Source organism: Bradyrhizobium sp. USDA 4510, assembly GCF_054059095.1.
In genome coordinates this window covers 8,456,994-8,476,401 of record NZ_JBSSBT010000001.1, presented here as the reverse complement: position 1 = coordinate 8,476,401, position 19,408 = coordinate 8,456,994, and the positions used below count along the sequence as shown (strand labels likewise).

General features: G+C 65.3%; 16 protein-coding genes. 3 read left to right on the top strand and 13 right to left on the bottom strand.

What is annotated here, in order from left to right; genetic code table 11:
- The 4 genes from pcaH (ACVMDN_RS39315) to ACVMDN_RS39300 are packed head-to-tail and all read right to left on the bottom strand — an operon-like array spanning window position 1 to window position 3,227.
- Window positions 1-702, bottom strand: a complete 702-nt coding sequence (pcaH, locus tag ACVMDN_RS39315) for a protocatechuate 3,4-dioxygenase subunit beta (RefSeq protein WP_076824666.1) — start codon at window positions 700-702, stop codon at window positions 1-3.
- Window positions 703-740: 38 nt separating this feature from the next.
- A complete protein-coding gene (locus ACVMDN_RS39310) occupies window positions 741-1,280 on the bottom strand; it encodes a 4-hydroxylaminobenzoate lyase (protein WP_076824664.1) in 540 nt (179 codons plus the stop codon).
- 13 nt (window positions 1,281-1,293) lie between these two features.
- Window positions 1,294-2,022 carry a nitroreductase gene (locus ACVMDN_RS39305; RefSeq protein ID WP_082653659.1) on the bottom strand — a complete coding sequence of 243 codons (729 nt, stop codon included), beginning with the start codon at window positions 2,020-2,022 and terminating at the stop codon, window positions 1,294-1,296.
- On the bottom strand, window positions 1,998-3,227 hold the full coding sequence (locus ACVMDN_RS39300) for an ABC transporter substrate-binding protein (protein ID WP_083714869.1): 1,230 nt from the start codon (window positions 3,225-3,227) through the stop codon (window positions 1,998-2,000). Before ACVMDN_RS39300 ends, ACVMDN_RS39305 begins: the two co-directional genes overlap by 25 nt.
- A gap of 232 nt (window positions 3,228-3,459) precedes the next feature.
- On the opposite strand from ACVMDN_RS39300, the gene ACVMDN_RS39295 reads away from it, so the two are divergent.
- On the top strand, window positions 3,460-4,437 hold the full coding sequence (locus ACVMDN_RS39295) for a LysR family transcriptional regulator (protein ID WP_076824662.1): 978 nt from the start codon (window positions 3,460-3,462) through the stop codon (window positions 4,435-4,437).
- 8 nt (window positions 4,438-4,445) lie between these two features.
- Here the strand turns inward: ACVMDN_RS39295 and pcaG are convergent, their stop codons facing one another.
- From pcaG to pcaF, 3 genes are all read right to left on the bottom strand, one after another.
- A complete protein-coding gene (gene pcaG / locus ACVMDN_RS39290) occupies window positions 4,446-5,048 on the bottom strand; it encodes a protocatechuate 3,4-dioxygenase subunit alpha (RefSeq protein WP_141340581.1) in 603 nt (200 codons plus the stop codon).
- Between the two features lies 1 nt (window position 5,049).
- On the bottom strand, window positions 5,050-5,751 hold the full coding sequence (gene pcaH / locus ACVMDN_RS39285; protein ID WP_076824658.1) for a protocatechuate 3,4-dioxygenase subunit beta: 702 nt from the start codon (window positions 5,749-5,751) through the stop codon (window positions 5,050-5,052).
- A 105-nt stretch (window positions 5,752-5,856) separates the two neighbouring features.
- Entirely contained in the window at window positions 5,857-7,065 is a 1,209-nt protein-coding gene (gene pcaF, locus ACVMDN_RS39280) for a 3-oxoadipyl-CoA thiolase (RefSeq protein WP_028337987.1), read from the bottom strand.
- Between the two features lie 212 nt (window positions 7,066-7,277).
- Here pcaF and mutS point away from each other — a divergent pair, with 212 nt between their 5' ends.
- On the top strand, window positions 7,278-10,007 hold the full coding sequence (gene mutS, locus ACVMDN_RS39275; protein WP_076824656.1) for a DNA mismatch repair protein MutS: 2,730 nt from the start codon (window positions 7,278-7,280) through the stop codon (window positions 10,005-10,007).
- A 92-nt stretch (window positions 10,008-10,099) separates the two neighbouring features.
- Here the strand turns inward: mutS and ACVMDN_RS39270 are convergent, their stop codons facing one another.
- The 6 genes from ACVMDN_RS39270 to ACVMDN_RS39245 all read right to left on the bottom strand — a co-directional run bounded on the left by ACVMDN_RS39270 (window position 10,100) and on the right by ACVMDN_RS39245 (window position 15,893).
- Window positions 10,100-10,897: a hypothetical protein gene (locus tag ACVMDN_RS39270; RefSeq protein ID WP_076824654.1), complete on the bottom strand. Its 798-nt coding sequence runs from the start codon at window positions 10,895-10,897 to the stop codon at window positions 10,100-10,102.
- 150 nt (window positions 10,898-11,047) lie between these two features.
- Window positions 11,048-11,557 (bottom strand): OsmC family protein, encoded by a 510-nt coding sequence (locus ACVMDN_RS39265; RefSeq protein ID WP_076824652.1) that lies wholly within the window; start codon window positions 11,555-11,557, stop codon window positions 11,048-11,050.
- Window positions 11,558-11,714: 157 nt separating this feature from the next.
- Window positions 11,715-12,500 carry an ABC transporter ATP-binding protein gene (locus ACVMDN_RS39260; RefSeq protein ID WP_141343250.1) on the bottom strand — a complete coding sequence of 262 codons (786 nt, stop codon included), beginning with the start codon at window positions 12,498-12,500 and terminating at the stop codon, window positions 11,715-11,717.
- Entirely contained in the window at window positions 12,500-13,333 is an 834-nt protein-coding gene (locus ACVMDN_RS39255; protein ID WP_076824755.1) for an ABC transporter permease, read from the bottom strand. Before ACVMDN_RS39255 ends, ACVMDN_RS39260 begins: the two co-directional genes overlap by 1 nt.
- Window positions 13,334-13,595: 262 nt before the next feature.
- Window positions 13,596-14,681: an IS4 family transposase gene (locus ACVMDN_RS39250; protein WP_253604643.1), complete on the bottom strand. Its 1,086-nt coding sequence runs from the start codon at window positions 14,679-14,681 to the stop codon at window positions 13,596-13,598.
- Window positions 14,682-14,918: 237 nt separating this feature from the next.
- Window positions 14,919-15,893: an aliphatic sulfonate ABC transporter substrate-binding protein gene (locus ACVMDN_RS39245; RefSeq protein ID WP_076824647.1), complete on the bottom strand. Its 975-nt coding sequence runs from the start codon at window positions 15,891-15,893 to the stop codon at window positions 14,919-14,921.
- Between the two features lie 199 nt (window positions 15,894-16,092).
- Here ACVMDN_RS39245 and ACVMDN_RS39240 point away from each other — a divergent pair, with 199 nt between their 5' ends.
- Window positions 16,093-18,885 (top strand): [protein-PII] uridylyltransferase, encoded by a 2,793-nt coding sequence (locus ACVMDN_RS39240; RefSeq protein ID WP_076824645.1) that lies wholly within the window; start codon window positions 16,093-16,095, stop codon window positions 18,883-18,885.
- Window positions 18,886-19,408: the final 523 nt, after the last annotated feature.

Below are 19,408 nucleotides of genomic sequence, written 5' to 3'. Positions count from 1 at the left end.
TTACTTGGTCTCCATCGGCGTGGCACTCTGCCCGCGCAGCACGATATCGAAGCGGTAGCACAGCGCCCATTCCGGCTTGGTGTTCTCGAGATCGAACGACGAGATCATCCGCGCCCGCGCCTTCTCGTCCGTCACCGAGTTGAAGATCGGATCGAACGGGAACAGCGGATCGCCCGGGAAGTACATCTGGGTCACCAGCCGCGAGACGAACGAGTGGCCGAACACCGAGAAGTGGATATGCGCGGGCCGCCACGCGTTGTGGTGATTGCCCCAGGGATAGGCGCCGGGCTTGATGGTGATGAACTTGTAATAGCCCTTGGCATCGGATTGCGTCCGGCCGGCGCCGGTGAAGTTGGGATCGAGCGGCGCCGGATGCTGGTCGACGACATGGATGTAGCGGCCGCAGGCATTGGCCTGCCACAGCTCGACCAGGGTGTTGGGCACGCCGCGGCCGTCCTCGTCGAGCACATGGCCGTGCACAATGATGCGCTCGCCGAGCGGCTCGCCTTTCGCCTGGATGGTGAGGTCGTTGTCGTGCGCGCGCACGGTCTCATGACCATAGACCGGGCCGGTCAGCTCCGAGAGCGTATGTCGCATCGGGACCAGCGGCTTTGAGGGTACGCGCTTGATCGCGCTGCGGTACGCAGGCGACAGGCGCGCGGGATGGACGCTGTTCGAAGCGACCGGGTAGATCAACGTCATGCGCTTTCTCCAGACCGGATTGCCGCCCGCGCCGGATATCAGGCCGGCGCCTTGAAATCGTAGGAGATGCGCCCGGCCGGCAGAAAGAACAGCGCGATGACCGCGCCACCCCTGACCTCCGGATAGTGCCGGCTGCCGGGATCCGGCGCGGTCCAGCCCGGCCCCTGCCAGCCCTGCAGCCCCTTCAACTGCGCGCCCTTGTCGAGGGGAACGACGAGGTTGAGCTCGCCATAGGGGTGACCATGATATTGCCCGCGCAGCACGTCGTGATCGTCCTCGTCCTTGATGCGGCGCGGATCGGTGCTGTTCATGTAGACCGCGGTGATGCTGAACTGGAACGTCTCGGGGACCGGCTCGAGGATGCGGCTGCGCCGATAGTTCGGACCTTCCACCTCCTGGTTCGCCGCCCAGCCCTCCTCGACTCCCATTTTGATGAGGCGGGCGAGATCCTGGTACAGCGCGCTGTCCTCTCCATAGGTCTCGTTGAGCCATCGCTCCATCGCCGCGCTCGGCGTCATGTCCTTGACCTCGCGCAGAAACGGAATGCTGCGTTCGATAAGCTGTTCCCGGCTTCCCATGACTCTCTCCTGTCTAATCCTCGAAACCCTTGAAGGAGGCGAATGCCTCCAGTTCCGCGCGCGGCATCAGCCGCGTGCGCGACCGCTCCCTGGGGTGGCCCATCGAGATCCCGCAGGCCACCATCTGCTCGGCGGGCATCGACAGCAGCGGACGCAAGATCCGATGGAATCTGGCGAAGGTCTCCTGCGGACAGGATTGCAGCCCGCGTCCGACCGCCGCCAGCATCACGTTCTGGATGAACATGCCGAGATCGAGCCAGCTTCCCATCGCGAGACGCCGATCGATGGTGACGATCAACCCAACCGGCGCGCCGAAGAACATGAAGTTCTTTGCGGTCTGCCGGCTCCTCGCCGCAGCGTCGCTTTGCGCGATCCCGAGCGAGTCATAGAACAATCGCCCGAACTCCTGACGACGGCCGAGATACGGCTCGGGGAAAGCGCTGGCGTAGTATTGATATTCGGAGACGTGCTCGTTCGGCTCGTTCTCATACGCATCCAGCAGCGCAGCCGACACCTCGGTCTTGGCGGCGCCGGCGAGCACGTAGACGTGCCAGGGCTGGATGTTCGCGCCGCTCGGCGCGAACCGCGCCACGCGCAGGATCTGCTCGATGGTCGATCGGGAGACCGGACTGCCGGAGAACTCGCGGCACGACAGCCGGCCGGCGATCACCTCGTCGATTGGATTGCGTGCGGCTCCGCACGCCACATCCCGGTCGATCACGACTTCTTCACGAGCGAGCATCCGCCGTCCTCCATCGGTCTGAAGGCCTCTTCACCCGGGATGGTGGCCAGCAGCTGGTAGTAGTCGAACTGGTATTTCGACTCTGCCGGCGACTTGACGCGGAACAGATACATGTCGCGGACCAGCCGGCCGTCGGGACGGATCCTGCCGTTGCGGGTCATGAAATCGTTGACCGGCAATTCGCGCATCTTGGCCGCGACCGTCGGCCCATCAAGCGTGCCGGCGGCTTCGACCGCCTTGAGGTAGTGCATGACAGCACCATAGGTGCCGGCGTGGATCATGGTGGGCACTTTCTTCGTCTTCTCGATGAAGCGCTTCGACCATGCCCGCGTCTCGTCGTTGAGGTCCCAGTAGAACGCCGAGCTCAGCATCAGGCCTTGCGCACTCTGCAGCCCAAGGCTGTGAATGTCGGCGATGAAGACGATCAGGCCGGCAAGCTTCTGCCCGCGCGTCACCCCGAACTCGCCGGCCTGCTTCACGGCGTTGATGAAGTCGCCGCCGGCGTCGGCGAGCGCGATCACGTCGGCCCTGGAGGCCTGCGCCTGCAGCAGGAAGGACGAGAAATCGGGCGTGTTGATCGGGTGTTTCACGGCGCCGACCACCTTGCCGCCGGTCGTGTCGATCACCTTGCGGCTGTCGGCCTCGAGCTGCGCACCGAGCGAATAGTCGGCCGAAAGAAAGAACCAGGACTTGGCGCCGAGGCGCGAAATCGCCTTCGTAGCCCCCTGCGACAGCGCGTAGGTATCGTAAGTCCAGTGGATGCCGGTCGGCGAGCACTCGTCGCCGGTCAGCCGGGACGTTGCCGCGCCGGTGGCGAGAAACAGCTTCTTCTTGTCGCGCGTGATGCCCTGCACCGCCAGTGCGACCGCGGAATTCGGGACGTCGAGGATGGCTTCGACGTTGTCGTTCTCCAGCCAGCGCCGGGCAATCGCCGAGCCGATATCCGCCTTGTTCTGATGATCGCCGGCAACGATCTCGATCGGGCGGCCGAGCACCTTGCCCTTGAAATCGTCCACCGCCATTTGCGCCGCGACCACCGAGCCCTGGCCGCCATTGTCAGCGTACAGCGACGACATGTCGGTCAGCACGCCGAGCCTGACCGGCCCGTTCTGTGCAATCGCCGACGTCGCCGTCGCCACCAGCATCAACGCCAGTCCGATTGATTTACGCGCGCCACTTCGGGCCAACATCACCCAGGCCTTCATCGCTTTTCTCCTCCCAACCCGGCGCCGGCAATCTTGGCCAGAACGCCGCGTTGCGGAAGTGAAAGTCTTGCAGAGTGATCCTGAACCGGCTTCAGATGGCAGGTGGTGACGACACGGCTATACGCTCGTGGAGAATCCGCTCGGTTGCATCCGCCAGACGCCTGGCCTTAACTGCCGTCGATCGCGGAATTTTGCCGAGGCGAGCGATCTGCCATAGACGGGGACTCTCAACGTGTCCGTTTCCTTCAAGACCCTGGATCTGAATCTGCTCAAGGTATTCGACGCCGTCATGGAGGAGCGCAGCGTGCTGCGGGCCAGCCAGAAGGTCGCGCTGAGCCAGTCCGCTGTCAGCCACTCTCTGGCGCGGCTGCGCGAGATGCTGGATGACGACCTGTTCGTGCGCACGGCCACCGGCATGCAGCCGACCGCGCGCGCGTTGACGATGGCGCCGCAGGTTCGCCAGGCGCTGCGATCGCTGGAGGCCGCGGTCGAGCTGCCGACCTTCGCTCCAGCAGCCTCCACCAAGCCGTTCACGCTGGCCGCCAACGACTTCACGACGATGGTGCTGGCGCCGCCGCTCCTGAAGATCCTGGGCCGGGAAGCTCCTGCGATCGACCTCACCATCAAGCCGGTGACGCGGATCGATCTTGCCGAGCAGATCGACCTCGGCCGCATCGACGTCGCGATCGGCGTGTTCTCGTCGCCGCCGAGCCGTTTCCGCACGGCGCTGCTGTTCGAATATAATGATGTGCTGATCGTCGGCAAAAGGCGCAAGCTTGGCCGGCTCGACAAGGCAAAGCTCGCGACCTTGCCGTTAGTCGTGGTGTCCTTTGGCGGCGAGCAGGAAGGCGCGATTGGCGGCTTCATCTCCGAGCGTGGACTCGCCAGGCGTTCGGAGATGTACGATCGCCCCGCGCTCGAACGGGCGCTGTCCGACAGCGACCGGCCGCCGCGGATCGCGGTCTCGCTGCCGCACTTCCTTGCCCTGCCCGCACTGCTGATCGATTCCGAGTTGGCTGCGATCGTCCCGCGGCCGCTGGCGCGTGCACTCGAGCAGGCACATGCGATCACGACCTATGAACTGCCTTACACCACGACGCCCGTGGAGGTTCGGCTGCTCTGGCACGAACGCGTCGAGGACGAGCCTTCGCACGAATGGCTTCACGAGGTGCTCCGGCGCGCCACCGAAGAGCTGCGGCGCGGCGGCTAGCGGCCGGGCTAGACGTCGAAGAACACCGTCTCGTTGTCGCCCTGCAGATGGACGTCGAAGGTGTAGACGCTGCCCGCGCCGGCCTTGCGCCTGGCTATCAGCGTCGCGCGGCGCTCCGCCGGCACCAGCGCGAGCGTAGAATCAGCGGCGTTGCTGGCCTCGTCGTCGAAATAGATCCTTGTGTAGAGATGCAGCAGCATGCCGCGCGCGAACACCGCGAGCCCGATATGCGGCGCCTGCGGCTTGCCGTCGGCATCCGGCACCACGCCCGGCTTGATGGTGTCGAAGGCGTAGCCACCGTTCTTGTCGGTGCCGCAGCGGCCAAAGCCCTTGAAGCTCGAATTGGGCAGCGCGCGCGCATCCTGCGGATCGGAGAAGCGGCCCTGGCTATCGGCCTGCCAGATCTCCAGCATGCAGTCCGGGATCACGGCGCCGTCGCCGTCATAGACCTTGCCCTCGACGCGGATGCGCTCACCCGAGACGTCAGGCGTCAGAAGGTTGTTGGTAAAAGCGTCGTTCCATTCATATTCGCCGTTCGGCGTCAGGCCGTACTTGAAATAGGGGCCGACGGTCTGCGAAGGCGTGATTCCATCAGGACGCGGGTTCGACACGTTACTTGGTCTCCATCGGCGTGGCACTCTGCCCGCGCAGCACGATATCGAAGCGGTAGCACAGCGCCCATTCCGGCTTGGTGTTCTCGAGATCGAACGACGAGATCATCCGCGCCCGCGCCTTCTCGTCCGTCACCGAGTTGAAGATCGGATCGAACGGGAACAGCGGATCGCCCGGGAAGTACATCTGGGTCACCAGCCGCGAGACGAACGAGTGGCCGAACACCGAGAAGTGGATATGCGCGGGCCGCCAGGCGTTATGGTGATTGCCCCAGGGATAGGCGCCGGGCTTGATGGTGATGAACTTGTAATAGCCCTTGGCATCGCTCTGGGTGCGGCCGGCGCCGGTGAAGTTGGGATCGAGCGGCGCCGGGTGCTGATCGACGACATGAATGTAGCGGCCGCAGGCATTGGCCTGCCACAGCTCGACCAGGGTGTTGGGCACGCCGCGGCCGTCCTCGTCGAGCACATAGCCGTGCACGATGATGCGCTCGCCGAGCGGCTCGCCTTTCGCCTGGATGGTGAGGTCGTTGTCGTGCGCGCGCACGGTCTCATGACCATAGACCGGCCCGGTCAGCTCCGAGAGCGTGTGCCGCAGCGGGATCAGCGGCTTCTGCGGCGAACGCTTCACGGTGGAACGATAGTCCGGCGACAGCCGCGCCGGATGGGCCGCAAGCGATTGCAGCGGGTACAACAAGGTCATGGCGAATTCCTCCGCGGCCCACGCGCCCGGTGAGCTCACGTCAGATCATTATAATGCATAACCAATTTGGGGAAGGGCTGTTTTCAGCCCCTCCAAACCATTGGCTTAATTAAGTTTTTCGATCGCGACCGCAACGCCCTGACCTACTCCGACGCACATAGTTGCCAAGGCAAGCTTCCCGCCCCGCTTCTCCATGCCGTGCACGGCGGTCAAGACCAGCCGCGCGCCGCTCATGCCGAGCGGGTGGCCGAGCGCGATCGCACCGCCATGCGGATTGACGAAATCGGCGTCTTCCTTGACGCCGAGCTGGCGCAGGCAGGCGATACCCTGCGAGGCGAAGGCCTCGTTGAGCTCGATCAGGTCGAAGTCCGACACCTTGATGCCGAGGCGTTCGACCAACTTCTTCGTTGCCGGCACCGGACCGATGCCCATGATGCGCGGCGGCACCGCGGCCGAGGCAAGGCCGAGGATTTTTGCGCGCGGCGTCAGGCCGTGCTTCTTCACCGCGGCTTCGGAAGCGAGGATCATCGCGGCGGCGCCGTCATTGACGCCGGACGCGTTGCCCGCGGTCACTGTGCCCGGATTGCGCACGATCGGCTTCAGCTTGGCGAGACCTTCGAGCGTGGTCTCCGGACGCGGATGCTCGTCCTTGTCGACGGTGATCGGGCCGGCCTTGCCGCCGGGCACTTGGATCGGAACGATCTCCTCGGCGAAATAGCCCGACGCAATCGCCGCGCCCGCACGCTGCTGCGAGCGGATCGCCATCGCATCCTGATCGGCGCGCGACACCTGGAATTCCTCAGCGACGTTCTCGCCGGTCTCTGGCATCGCATCGACGCCGTACTGCGCCTTCATCAGCGGATTGATGAAGCGCCAGCCGATTGTGGTGTCGTAGATCTCGGACGAACGCGAGAAGGCTTCCGCGGCCTTGCCCATCACGAACGGCGCGCGCGTCATCGATTCGACGCCGCCCGCGATCGCGAAATCGATCTCGCCGGCGCGGATGGCGCGGCCCGCGGCGCCGACTGCATCGAGGCCGGAAGCGCAGAGCCGGTTCAGGGTCTGGCCGGGAACCGACTCCGGCATGCCGGCGAGCAACAGCGCCATGCGCGCAACGTTGCGGTTGTCCTCGCCGGCCTGGTTGGCGCAGCCGAAATACACCTCGTCGACCTCGTTCCAATTGAGCGTCGGGTGCTTGGCCATCAGCGCCTTGATCGGGGCCGCGGCGAGATCGTCGGCGCGCACCTTGGCGAGCGAGCCGCCGAAACGGCCGATCGGGGTCCGGACGGCATCGCAAATGAACACATCACGCATTGAATCTCTCCCTGAATGCCGCGACTTAGCGCTGGATCGGCTGGAACTTGAGATCGGTTTTAGGAGCGTGCCCGCGGCAGGTCAATTGATGCGGCTGCGCGCCCCGCACGCATTGCCGTGAGGGCTGACATAATTGGCACCGTGGACAGGGTGGAAAACCCCGACCTCGCGGATAGGACCGCGCGACGAAATTTTGTAGTTTCCGCCCCCTCATGACAGTCCAGCAGCCCATCCCCGTTCCGCCCGAGCCCGCTCCTGCCGCCGAGGCGCCGTCGCGCGTCACGCCGATGATGGAACAGTATCTGGAAATCAAGGCCGCCCATCCCGGCCTGCTGCTGTTCTACCGGATGGGCGACTTCTACGAACTGTTCTTCGAGGATGCGGAGATCGCCTCCCGGACGCTCGGCATCGTGCTGACCAAGCGCGGCAAGCATCAGGGCATGGACATCCCGATGTGCGGCGTTCCGGTCGAACGCTCCGAGGATTACCTGCATCGCCTGATCGGCGCCGGCCATCGTGTCGCGGTGTGCGAGCAGACGGAAAATCCCGCGGAGGCCAAAGCCCGCGGCAACAAGAGCGTGGTCCGCCGCGGCGTGGTGCGGCTGGTGACGCCGGGCACGCTGACCGAAGACACCCTGCTCGACGCCCGCACCAACAATTACTTGATCGCGATCGCGCGCGCCCGCGGCTCGGCCGGTGCGGATCGTCTTGGCCTTGCCTGGATCGACATTTCGACCTCCGAATTCATGGTGACGGAGTGTGCGACCGCGGAGCTCGCGGCGACGCTGGCGCGCATCAATCCGAACGAGGCCATCGTCACCGATGCGCTCTACAGCGACAGCGAGCTGGCGCCGACCTTGCGCGAACTGCCGTCGGTGACGCCGCTGACCCGCGACGTGTTCGACAGTGCCACCGCCGAGCGGCGACTCTGCGACTATTTCGCGGTCGCGACCATGGACGGCCTGTCGGCGATGTCGCGACTGGAGGCGACCGCCGCGGCCGCGGCCGTCACCTATATCGACCGCACCCAGGTCGGCAAGCGTCCGCCGCTGTCGCCGCCGGCGCGCGAGGCCGCCGGCACCACGATGGCGATCGATCCGGCGACCCGCGCCAATCTCGAACTGACGCGCACGCTCGCCGGCGAGCGCCGCGGCTCGCTGCTCGATGCGATCGACTGCACCGTCACCGCGGCGGGCTCGCGCCTCCTGGCGCAGCGCCTTGCCGCGCCGCTCACCGACGTCGCCGTGATCGCGCGGCGGCTCGATGCCGTCTCGGCCTTCGTCGCGGATTCCGCGGCGCGCGAGGACGTCAGGACCGTGCTGCGCGCGGCGCCCGACATGTCGCGCGCGCTGGCGCGGCTCTCGGTCGGCCGCGGCGGCCCGCGCGACCTCGCCAGCCTGCGCGACGGCATCCTCGCCGCCGACCAGGCGCTGGAGCTGCTGGCGCAGCTTTCCAATCCGCCGGCCGAGGTTTCGACCGTGATGGCGGCGCTACAGCGTCCCTCGCGCGATCTGGCGCAGGAATTCTCCCGCGCACTCGACGAGCAGCTTCCGCTGATCAAGCGCGATGGCGGTTTCGTCCGCGAGGGCTATGAGGCCGCGCTCGACGAGAGCCGCAATTTGCGCGATGCCTCCCGCCTCGTCGTCGCCGCGATGCAGGCGCGCTATGCCGAGGACACCGGCATCAAGACGCTGAAGATCCGGCACAACAACGTGCTCGGCTATTTCGTCGAGGTCACCGCGCAGCACGGCGACAAGCTGTTCGCGCCGCCACTGAATGCAACCTTCATTCATCGCCAGACGCTGGCGGGGCAGGTCCGCTTCACCACCGCAGAGCTCGGCGAGACCGAGGCCAAGATCGCCAATGCCGGCGAGCGCGCGCTCAATCTCGAGCTCGAGATCTTTGAACGCCTGAGCGCGATGGCGCTCGCGGCGAGCGATGATCTGCGCAATGCCGCGCATGCCTTTGCGATGCTCGACGTCGCGACGTCATTGGCCAAGCTTGCGATCGACGACAATTACGTGCGGCCCGATGTCGACGGCTCGCTCGGCTTTGCGATCGAGGGCGGACGGCATCCGGTGGTCGAGCAGGCACTGAAGCGCGACGGCCAGCCGTTTATCGCCAATGCCTGCGACCTGTCGCCGGCGCCGGGCCAGAAATCCGGTCAGCTCTGGCTGATCACCGGTCCGAACATGGCCGGCAAGTCGACCTTCCTGCGCCAGAATGCGCTGATCGCGCTCTTGGCACAGATCGGCTCTTACGTGCCGGCGTCGCGGGCGCGGCTCGGCATCGTCGACCGGCTGTTCTCGCGCGTCGGCGCCGCCGACGACCTGGCGCGCGGACGCTCGACCTTCATGGTCGAGATGGTCGAGACCGCGGTGATCCTGAACCAGGCCAGCGAACGGTCGCTGGTGATCCTCGACGAGATCGGCCGCGGCACGGCAACGTTCGACGGGCTGTCGATAGCCTGGGCCGCGATCGAGCATCTGCATGAGAGCAACCGCTGCCGCACGCTGTTCGCGACGCATTATCACGAGCTGACCGCGCTCTCGGCGAAACTGCCGCGGATGTTCAACGCCACGGTGCGGGTCAAGGAGTGGCAGGGCGACGTCGTGTTCCTGCACGAGGTGCTGCCGGGCTCGGCCGACCGCTCCTACGGCATCCAGGTCGCAAAACTCGCCGGCCTGCCGCCGGCCGTGATCACGCGCGCCAAATCGGTGCTGGCAAAACTCGAAGCCCAGGACCGCGGCCAGACCGCGCGTGCCTTGGTCGACGATCTGCCGCTGTTCGCCGTCCCCTCCCGCGCCGCCAGTGAGGACAAACCGCCGAGCGAGGCCGATCTGCTGGTCGAGGCCGTGAAGGCGCTGCATCCCGACGAGATGTCGCCGCGCGAGGCGCTGGATGCGCTGTATGCGCTGCGGGCAAAGCTGCCGAAAGCGTAGGTGCTGTCGTCATTCCGGGATGTTCCGAAGGACCAGACCCGGAATCTCGAGATTCCGGGTTCGATGCTTCGCATCGCCCCGGAATGACGGCGTCAACGTTTTACTTTCCTCCGCCCGATCTGCCACAGCACCAGATTCCAGACGATGCAGGTGGCGAGCGCGCAGCATAGGCCGATTGGCGAGCCGAGTTGCAGCACCGCGACGTGCAGCACCGCAACCCCGAGGCCAAAGCCCATCAAGCCCCAGGCGCTGTTGGCGAGCACGGCGGCGGTTGCGGGGCCGCCGATGCGCGGATGCAGAATCAGCATCATCGAGGAGAATACGATCGGAAACAGCGCCATCACGCCGGTGACGCGCGGGCCGACCCAGCCTGACGCCGTGACCACGGTGCCGACCAGGCTTGCGACCAGCGCGGCGCGCAGCGGAATGTCGTACCAGCGCCGCGCGATCAGCGGCATTTTCGCGACATGCCGATAGGGCCTCAGCAGCGGGATGCAGATCGCAAAGGTGATGGCGTTGACGATCAGCCCGGCGACGAGCGACCACTCGAACTGGCGGATGATGGTGGCGAGCACCAGCCACACCGCGATCGCGCTGCCCGCGCTGATCCACATGCTGAAGCGCTGCGCCAGCACGGCGTAGGTCAGGCCCATATAGATCGTGGCGGCGTTGACCGGCAGGCTCGCCAGCGCCCCCTCGGCGATGAAGGCGGCGTCATGGTCGAGCGCGAGGAAGGTGTAGGACGGCCCGGCCGAGATCGGCAGGGTTGCGATCAGCGCGCCGATCACCGGTCCCGAACGCTCCGTGATGATGGACGCGCTGACCACGAATGCGGCCGCAACCGCCATGCGCAGCACGAGGATCAGGACGAAGTGGAGTTCGGGGGACATTTGTTCCGTCGTCCCGGCGAAGGCCGGGATCCATAACCACGACTGTTCGTGTGGAACGAAAGCCGTCGGACAGCGCGGCTTGAACCGATGGGACACGGCGTATGGGCCCCGGCTCCCGTGCGCAATTGCGCACTAGGCCGGGGCGACGCGCTAAACCCGCTGCATCGTGACCGAAACCTTCGGGCCGTTCTTGATGGTCTGATAGACCACGCAATAGCGCTCGGTGAGTTTCAGCAAGAGATCGAGCTTGTCCTGCGGCGCGTCGGTGCCGATCTCGAAGCGGAGGCGGATCTCGCGGAAGCCGACCGGGGTCTCCTTGTCGACGCCGAGCGTGCCGCGGAAATCGAGATCGCCCTCGGCGAAGACATTGCCGGGCTTCAGCGGCACGTCGATCGCGGTGGCGACCGATTTCAGCGTGACGCCGGCGCAGGCGACCAGCGCTTCCAGCAGCATGTCGCCGGAGCAAAGCTCGAGCCCGGAGCCGCCGGTAGCGGGGTGGAGGCCGGCGATCGCGAGCGCACGGCCAGTCTCGACCTTGCAGGCGATGCTCTCATTGTCGATCGATCCCTTGGCCTTCAGCGTGATCACGGCGGCCTGGGGGTCGGTCTTGTAGCGCTCCTTGATCGGAGCCTGCATTGCGCGGAGTTCGGCGGAGTCCATGGGTCTGCTCCCGGCTATTCTTCTTAAAGCGCGATGAGACTCAGGCTGAAATCGTCATCGCGCTTTAGATTCTTGTTTTAGCATGATCTTTTCGGAAAACCGCTTCACACTTTTCCGGATCATGCTCTAGCCGATGTAAGGCCTTAAGGAGCGGATGTCACCACCACATCGCCTCGCCGGCGCTGGATTTGTCGGTGACGTCCCGCACCGAACGGTCGAGCGAGCGGTCGAGCGCGGTCAGCACGCGGCGCTTGAAGGTGTCGAACAGCTCCGATTTGCGGTCGCGCGGCCGCGCCAGGTTGATGGTAATCTCCTCGAACAGCCGGCCCGGCCGCGGCCGCATCACCAGCACGCGGTCGGCGAGCACCACGGCCTCGTCCACGTCGTGGGTGACCAGGATCAGGGTCGGCCGCGTGTCGGCCCACAGATCGAGCAGATGATCCTGCAGATCGCGCCGCGTGAAGGCATCGAGCGCCGAGAACGGCTCGTCGAGCAGCAGCACTTCGGGCTGCGGCACCAGCGCGCGGGCTATCGCGACCCGCTGCGCCTGGCCGCCGGACAATTCGCGCGGCCAGGCCGCGGCCTTGTCGGCAAGGCCGACGCGGGCGAGCGCCGCCACGACGCGCGCGCGCCTCGCCTCGGCCGGAAGGCCGGCGAGGCCGAAGCCGATATTGTCGGCGACGCTGAGCCAGGGCAGCAGCCGTGGCTCCTGGAAGATGATCCCGATCTTGGCGTGCGGCGATGATATCACCGCATTGTCGAGCGTCACGCTGCCTGAAGAGGCGCGATCGAGGCCGGCGATGGCGCGCAGCAGCGTCGACTTGCCGCAACCCGAGCCGCCGATGATCGCGATGATCTCGCCGGGCGCAATCTCGGCCGAGAACCGCTCCAGCGCGTGGACACCGTTCGGATAGGTCTTGCCGACGTCCTTGAGAGCCAGCATCACTGCCCTCCCCGCGCGCCGAACGCGTCCTGCCAGCGCAGCAGCGGTGCGGCGGCGACCTCGATCAGCCAGTCGGTGAGCTTGCCGAGAATCGCGAAGATCACGATCGCGGCGAGGATCTGCGCCGGCTTGCCGAGCTGCTGGCCGTCGAGCAGCAGATAGCCGAGGCCTTCGGACGCGCCGATCAATTCGGCCGCGACCACGAACATCCACCCCAAACCGAGCCCGACCCGCAGCGCCACCACATAGGCCGGCAGCACGGCGGGCAACAGGATGCGGCGGATCATGGCGGGTCCGGACAGGCGGAACACGCGCCCGACCTCGACGATCTTGCGATCGACCGACAGGATTGCGCCCATCACGCCGAGATAGATCGGAAAGAACACGCCGACCGCGATCAGCGCGACCTTCGAGGTCTCGAAAATGCCGAGCCAGAGCACGAACAGCGGCACCCAGGCGAGCGAGGGGATCGCGCGCAGCGCCTGCACCGTCGGATCGAGCAGCCGCTTGGCGAAATCCCAATAGCCGGAGATCGCGCCCATGATGGTCCCGGCGACGACACCGAGCGCAAAGCCCGCGCCCACGCGCCACAGCGTCGCGAGGATATGGCGCGACAGCTCTCCGCTCTTGGCGAGCTCGACGATGGTCTCGAACACCTTTGACGGAGGCGGCACCAGGCGGCCGTTGGAATAGCCGAGAGAGACGACGAGTTCCCAGCCCAGCGCCAGCGCAATCGGCAGCACGAGCCCGAGCACCGGGCGCGCATAGCGTGACCACCGCCCAGGTGCACCGGGCGGGGCCGTCTGTTCCAGCGCGGGCAGGTCAACGGTCATGGCCATAGCAACAACTATTCTTCCAGCGGGATTGCAAGGCGGAGCGCGCCTAACTCCATCCACGTCGTCCCGGCGAAGGCCCATAGGCGCTAAGATAGTTTGATCATAGTCTGATAGTGGCGCTTATGTCTGGGTGGCTCGCGTAGATGTCGCCGGAGAGCGTGACTGGCTCTGCAGAGTAGAGCGATTGCGGGCTGTGGAATGATCGCTTGCCGTAGCGAAGCGACGAGCTGGCGCAGCAGACGCCACGTCACTGGGTGGGTCAGGCGGCGTCGGCCAAGCGGGGAGAGTCTTCGAGTTCGTCGACGAGCGGCTCGAGCAATAGAATGATCAGCAGATGAGCGAGGATATGGGGTCTGGCGGACCGCTCGTCGGTTCCGGGAGGTCCCTTCAGGCCAATCAGGCTTTTCAGCCGCTTGAAGCCGAGCTCAATGCGCCATCGCAGCCGATAGAGGGCGAGGATATCTGCAGTCGTGAAGTCCTCTGGCCTGAGTGAGGTCACCAGGATCACCCAATCTGCGGCGTCAAGTGTTTGCCTGGAGAGCTGATGACCTCCCTTTTGTGCAGTCCGGCGCGCCTTGCGTCGCGCAGCCGCAGCAGCTTGCGCCGGCTTCTTCGCGGCAACCAGACGCACTGCGAGCGGCGGCGCACCTGACTTGCGCTTTATCCAAATCGGCCGATCGATCAGGCCACGCGCCGAGGCGTTGCGCAGTTCGGCAGTGAGGTCAACAAGATTACCTTCGGCATCGAGCCAGCGCGCGCTCTTCCAGCCGGCCCGGATCACGAAGTCCGCATCGGCATCGACGAGATGCGCCATGCGCTCCGGTTGCAGATAGGCGCGATCGGCAAGACGGATCTCACCGGCAACCGCCGGTATCCGATCCAGCGTCTCGCCCGCTCGCTGATCGGTCAGTTCGAAGTGACCAAAGCGCTCCTGCGGAAGATCGAACGCGCTATGGATACGCCACACTGCGTTCTTGTTCCTGCCGCTCGTCCCAGCCTTGGGGACCGTCGTGGCGTCAACAATACGGATCAGACGACCGCGGCTCGCCTTCGGCGCCGCGGCGGCAAGCGCCTGCTCGACCAAGATTGCCAGCCAATCTCCGCACTGACGTAAGCGATACAACAGAGCCACGTTGGAGATATCGACAAGCCCAACCGACGTGGCCCATGCCGCCGTCAACCGCAGCCCTTTCTCACCAAGGCAATAAGCCAAGATCAGGCGCAGCAAGTCGACCGCATTGCTGATCTCCCGCGGACGGACAAACGCCTTCGTCTTGCGCGCGCTAATGTTCAGAGCCTCGGCTCCGCCAAGTCGGGCGACAACGCGCGCCCAATCTTTGTTCACAAGCGATTCGTGTGCCATTCCATCTTGGAATCACAAGCGAATCCAAGGCGCAAATCCTATTTTAGCGCCTTTGGGCGAAGGCCGGGACCCATAACCACAGGGCGTGGTAATCAAGCGAGCTGGGGCCACAGCCTTGTCCAACAATAGAGCCCTGTGGTTATGGGTCCCGGGTCGCGCTTCGCTTGCCCGGGACGACGAAGGTTAGTTTGACGACGGAGGTTAGTTTAACGACAGCGGTTAGTTGGTGGGCAGCGGGACCTGATCGTCGACCAAGGAATCCAGCGCGGCCTTGACGTCGGTCTTGGCGTCGATCACGCCCGCCTGCTGCAAGGCGAGGCCGGCGGCGAGGATCGATTCGCGCTGGGCACTGCCGATCCGGCTGTGGGTCAGCTCGGTGCGCTCCTTGAGCTGCTTGTCGACCACGGCGTCCGGCAGCTTGGTGACGGCGATGAAGGTCTTCTTCAGCTCGTCATAGTTGGCCAGCGAATATTTCCGCGCTTCCTCGTACGTCGCGAGCACGCGGCGGACGATATCCGGATGCGCCTTCAGGAACTCCTCGCGCACATTGAGGATGCCCCAGGTGTTGGCTTCCGCCTTGCGGTAGAACAGCTTTGCACCGTCCTCGACCTCCGCCTGCGCCATCATCGGATCGAGACCGGCCCAGGCGTCGACGTCGCCGCGGATCAACGCGGTCTTGCCGTCGGCGTGCTGCAACAGCACCGGCGTGATGTCCTTTTCGGTGAGACCGGCGCCGAGCAGCGCACGAACCAGGAAGATGTGCGGATCGGTGCCACGCGTCACCGCGACGCGCTTGCCCTTGAGGTCGGCGACGGACGCGATCCTGGAGTCCTTGGTCGTGACCAGTGCGGTCCATTCGGGACGCGAATAGACATAGATCGACTTGATCGGGTTGCCGTTGATCTTCGCGACCAGCGCCGCCGAACCCGCGGTCGAGCCGAGATCGATCGAACCGGCGTTGAGGAATTCGAGCGCCTTGTTGGAGCCGGCCGACTGCACCCAGACGATGCTGATGCCGTCCTTGGCGAATTCCTTTTCCAGGAGGCCCTTCTGCTTCAGGACCATCGACACCGGATTGTAGGTCGCCCAGTCGATCCGGATCTCCTTCAGCGCGTCGGCGGCGCGCCCCGCGCCGGGCAGCAAGGTCGAGACCGCGAGCAGCGCAGCGAACGTGCGCCGGGAAAATTTTTGCATTCGTCGACCCCCTCGATCAGTTTTATGAAACAATCTTTTATTTCAATGAGTTAGCCTTGCGGTCAACGAGAAAATCTCTACCCTTTACGGGATGGCGCGAGAACGATCTTGCTCGAAGCGCCGCCATGAGAGCATGGAGCTGCTGTCGTTATACTTTGGTCAGTGACAGCAACGGCTCCGTCCGATATCGGATGAACCTATGGACAGCGTCGTAGCCGAGGCCCGCCCTGAAGCGGATGATCGTTTCGAGACCGAGCGGATCACCGCGGCGGTGAATGCGCTTGCCGAACGGCATGCCGGCCGCGAGGACCAGTTCCGCGCCGCGATGGCGCAGCTGCTCAAGGCCGAGCTGATCGCGGCGCGCGCCACGGCGCAGGCGCTGCTGCTCAAGGACCGTCACGGCCGGCGCTGCGCCGAACGGCTCTGCTTCGTGCAGGACGAGATCATCCGCATCCTCTACGCGGCGGCGACCCGCCACCTCTATCACTCGCCGATCCCCTCGGGCGCCGAACGCATGGCCGTGGTGGCGACCGGCGGCTATGGCCGCGGGCTGATGGCGCCGGAGTCCGACATCGATCTGTTGTTCATCCTGCCCTACAAGCAGACCGCCTGGGGCGAACAGGTCGCTGAAGCGATTCTCTATTGCCTCTGGGACATGGGGCTGAAGGTCGGCCACGCCACCCGCTCGGTCGATGAATCGATCCGTCAGGCCCGCGGCGACATGACGATCCGCACCGCGATCCTCGAGACGCGCTTCCTGACCGGCGACCAGCCGCTTTATGACGAGCTGGTCGAGCGCTTCGACAAGGAGGTGGTGCAGGGCACCGCGTCGGAATTCGTCACCGCAAAGCTGGCCGAGCGCGAGGAGCGGCATCGCCGCGCCGGCCAGTCGCGCTATCTGGTCGAGCCCAACGTCAAGGACGGCAAGGGCGGCCTGCGCGACCTGCACACGCTGTTCTGGATCGCCAAATACGTCTACCGCGTGCGCGAGACCGACGAGCTGCTGGAACGCGGCGTGTTCGACTCGCAGGAATACCGCACCTTCCGCCGCTGCGCCGACTTCCTGTGGTCGGTGCGCTGCAATCTGCACTTCTTCGCCGGACGCGCCGAGGAACGGCTGTCATTCGACATGCAGCGCGAAATCGCGGTCCGCCTCGGCTACACCTCGCATCCCGGCATGCAGGACGTCGAGCGCTTCATGAAGCATTACTTCCTGATCGCGAAAGACGTCGGCGACCTCACCGCGATCCTGTGCGCCAAGCTCGAGGAAGAGCACAACAAGCCGGCGCCGGTGCTGAGCCGGATGGTGGCGCGGCTGCGGCCCGGCACCAAGCGGCGGCGGGTTAACGGCAGCGACGACTTCATCGTCGACAACAACCGCATCAATCTCGCCGCGCCGGACGTCTTCAAGCACGATCCGGTCAACCTGATCCGGATCTTCCGCCTTGCGCAGCAGAACAACCTCGCCTTCCATCCCGATGCGATGCGCACGGTGACGCGCTCGCTGAAGCTGATCAACACCCAGCTGCGCGAGAACGATGAAGCCAACCGCCTGTTCATGGAGATCCTGACCTCCGACAATGCGGAGATCGTGCTGCGGCGGATGAACGAGACCGGCGTGCTCGGCCACTTCATCCGCGCCTTCGGCAAGATCGTGTCGATGATGCAGTTCAACATGTACCACCACTACACGGTGGACGAGCATCTGCTCCGCTGCATCGGCTACCTGCAGGACATCGAACGCGGCGGCAACGAGGAGTTCACGGTCGCCAGCGACCTGTTCCGCAAGATCCGCCCCGAGCACCGCCCGGTGATCTATATCGCGACGCTGCTGCACGACATCGCCAAGGGCCGGCCGGAAGACCATTCGATCGCCGGCGCCAAGGTGGCGCGGCGGCTGTGTCCGCGGCTCGGCTTCTCGGCGGCCGACACCGAACTGGTGGCGTGGCTGATCGAGGAGCATTTGACGATGTCGACGGTGGCGCAATCGCGCGACCTGTCGGACCGCAAGACCATCGAGAATTTCGCCGCCGTGGTGCAGTCGGTCGAGCAGATGAAGCTGCTCACGATCCTGACCACCGCCGACATCCGCGGCGTCGGACCGGGCGTGTGGAACGGCTGGAAGGCGCAGCTGTTGCGCACGCTGTATTACGAGACCGAACCGGTGCTGACCGGCGGCTTCTCCGAGGTCAACCGCGCCCAGCGCATCGCGGTGGCACAAGCCGAATTCCGCCGTGCTTTCACCGAATGGCCGGAGGCGGAGCTCAACGCCTATATCGGCCGGCATTATCCGGCCTACTGGCTCAAGGTCGAGCTGGCACGCAAGATCCGCCAGGCCCGCTTCATCCGCGCCAGCGAGCAGGCCGGCCACAAGCTTGCGATCAATGTCGGCTTCGATGAGGTCCGCGCCGTCACCGAGCTGACGATCCTGGCAACCGACCATCCCTGGCTGCTGTCGATCATCGCAGGTGCCTGCGCGTCGGCCGGCGCCAACATCGTCGACGCCCAGATCTACACCACGACCGACGGCCGCGCGCTCGACACCATCTCGATCTCGCGCGAATACGACCGCGACGAGGACGAGGGCCGCCGCGCCACCAGAATTGGCGAGATGATCGAGCACGTGCTGGAAGGCAAGCTGCGGCTGCCCGAGGCGGTCGCCAAGCGCACCGTCCGCAGCAAGGCGCGGCCGTTCATCGTCGAGCCCGAGGTGACTATCAACAACCAGTGGTCCGACCGCTACACCGTGATCGAGGTCTCCGGCCTCGACCGGCCCGGCCTGCTCTACCAGCTCACCACCGCGATCTCGAAGCTCAACCTCAACATCGCCTCGGCGCATGTCGCGACCTTCGGCGAACGCGCCCGCGACGTGTTCTACGTCACCGACCTGCTCGGCGCCCAGATCACGGCACCGACCCGGCAGGCCGCGATCAAGAGCGCGCTGCTGCATCTGCTGGCGAGCGAGGACCAGGCGGCGAAGCCGGCGGCGTGAAACGCCGCACCAGAGCCTGATGAAGTCAGGCTGGATCGGTCTCGCGCCACGCTGGCTGCACCTCTCCCGCTTGCGGGTAGGGCAATCGCATATCGGCTCGATAGCTCCACAAACTCGTCATGCCCGGCCTTGTGCCAGGCATCCGCGTCTTGGTTTCGCGAAAAGGCGTGGGTGGCCGGGACAAGCCCGGCCATGACGGCGCGGGAACAGCGGTGCTGGAGCCATTGCGATTGCCCTGCCTTTGCTGGGGAGGCGCGTTGCCAAAATATCGAAAACAACCCCATGCAAAGTAGCCGGCAGTGGCTGGCGTTCGACCAGGCTACTTGACGCGTCGGGCAACTCAGGGATACTCTTCCAATAATCCGAAATTGCGCAGATGCACACTCACCCCTGGGTGCAAATGTCATTTGCGTCCTTCTTTAACGCTTCCACGTCGTCACGGCCGATGGCCTGCGATAGCCCCGCCCTTTCGGGGAGCGGGCGCACCGCCTTCGCGGCCGCCATTCGACCTAATCTCACCGTG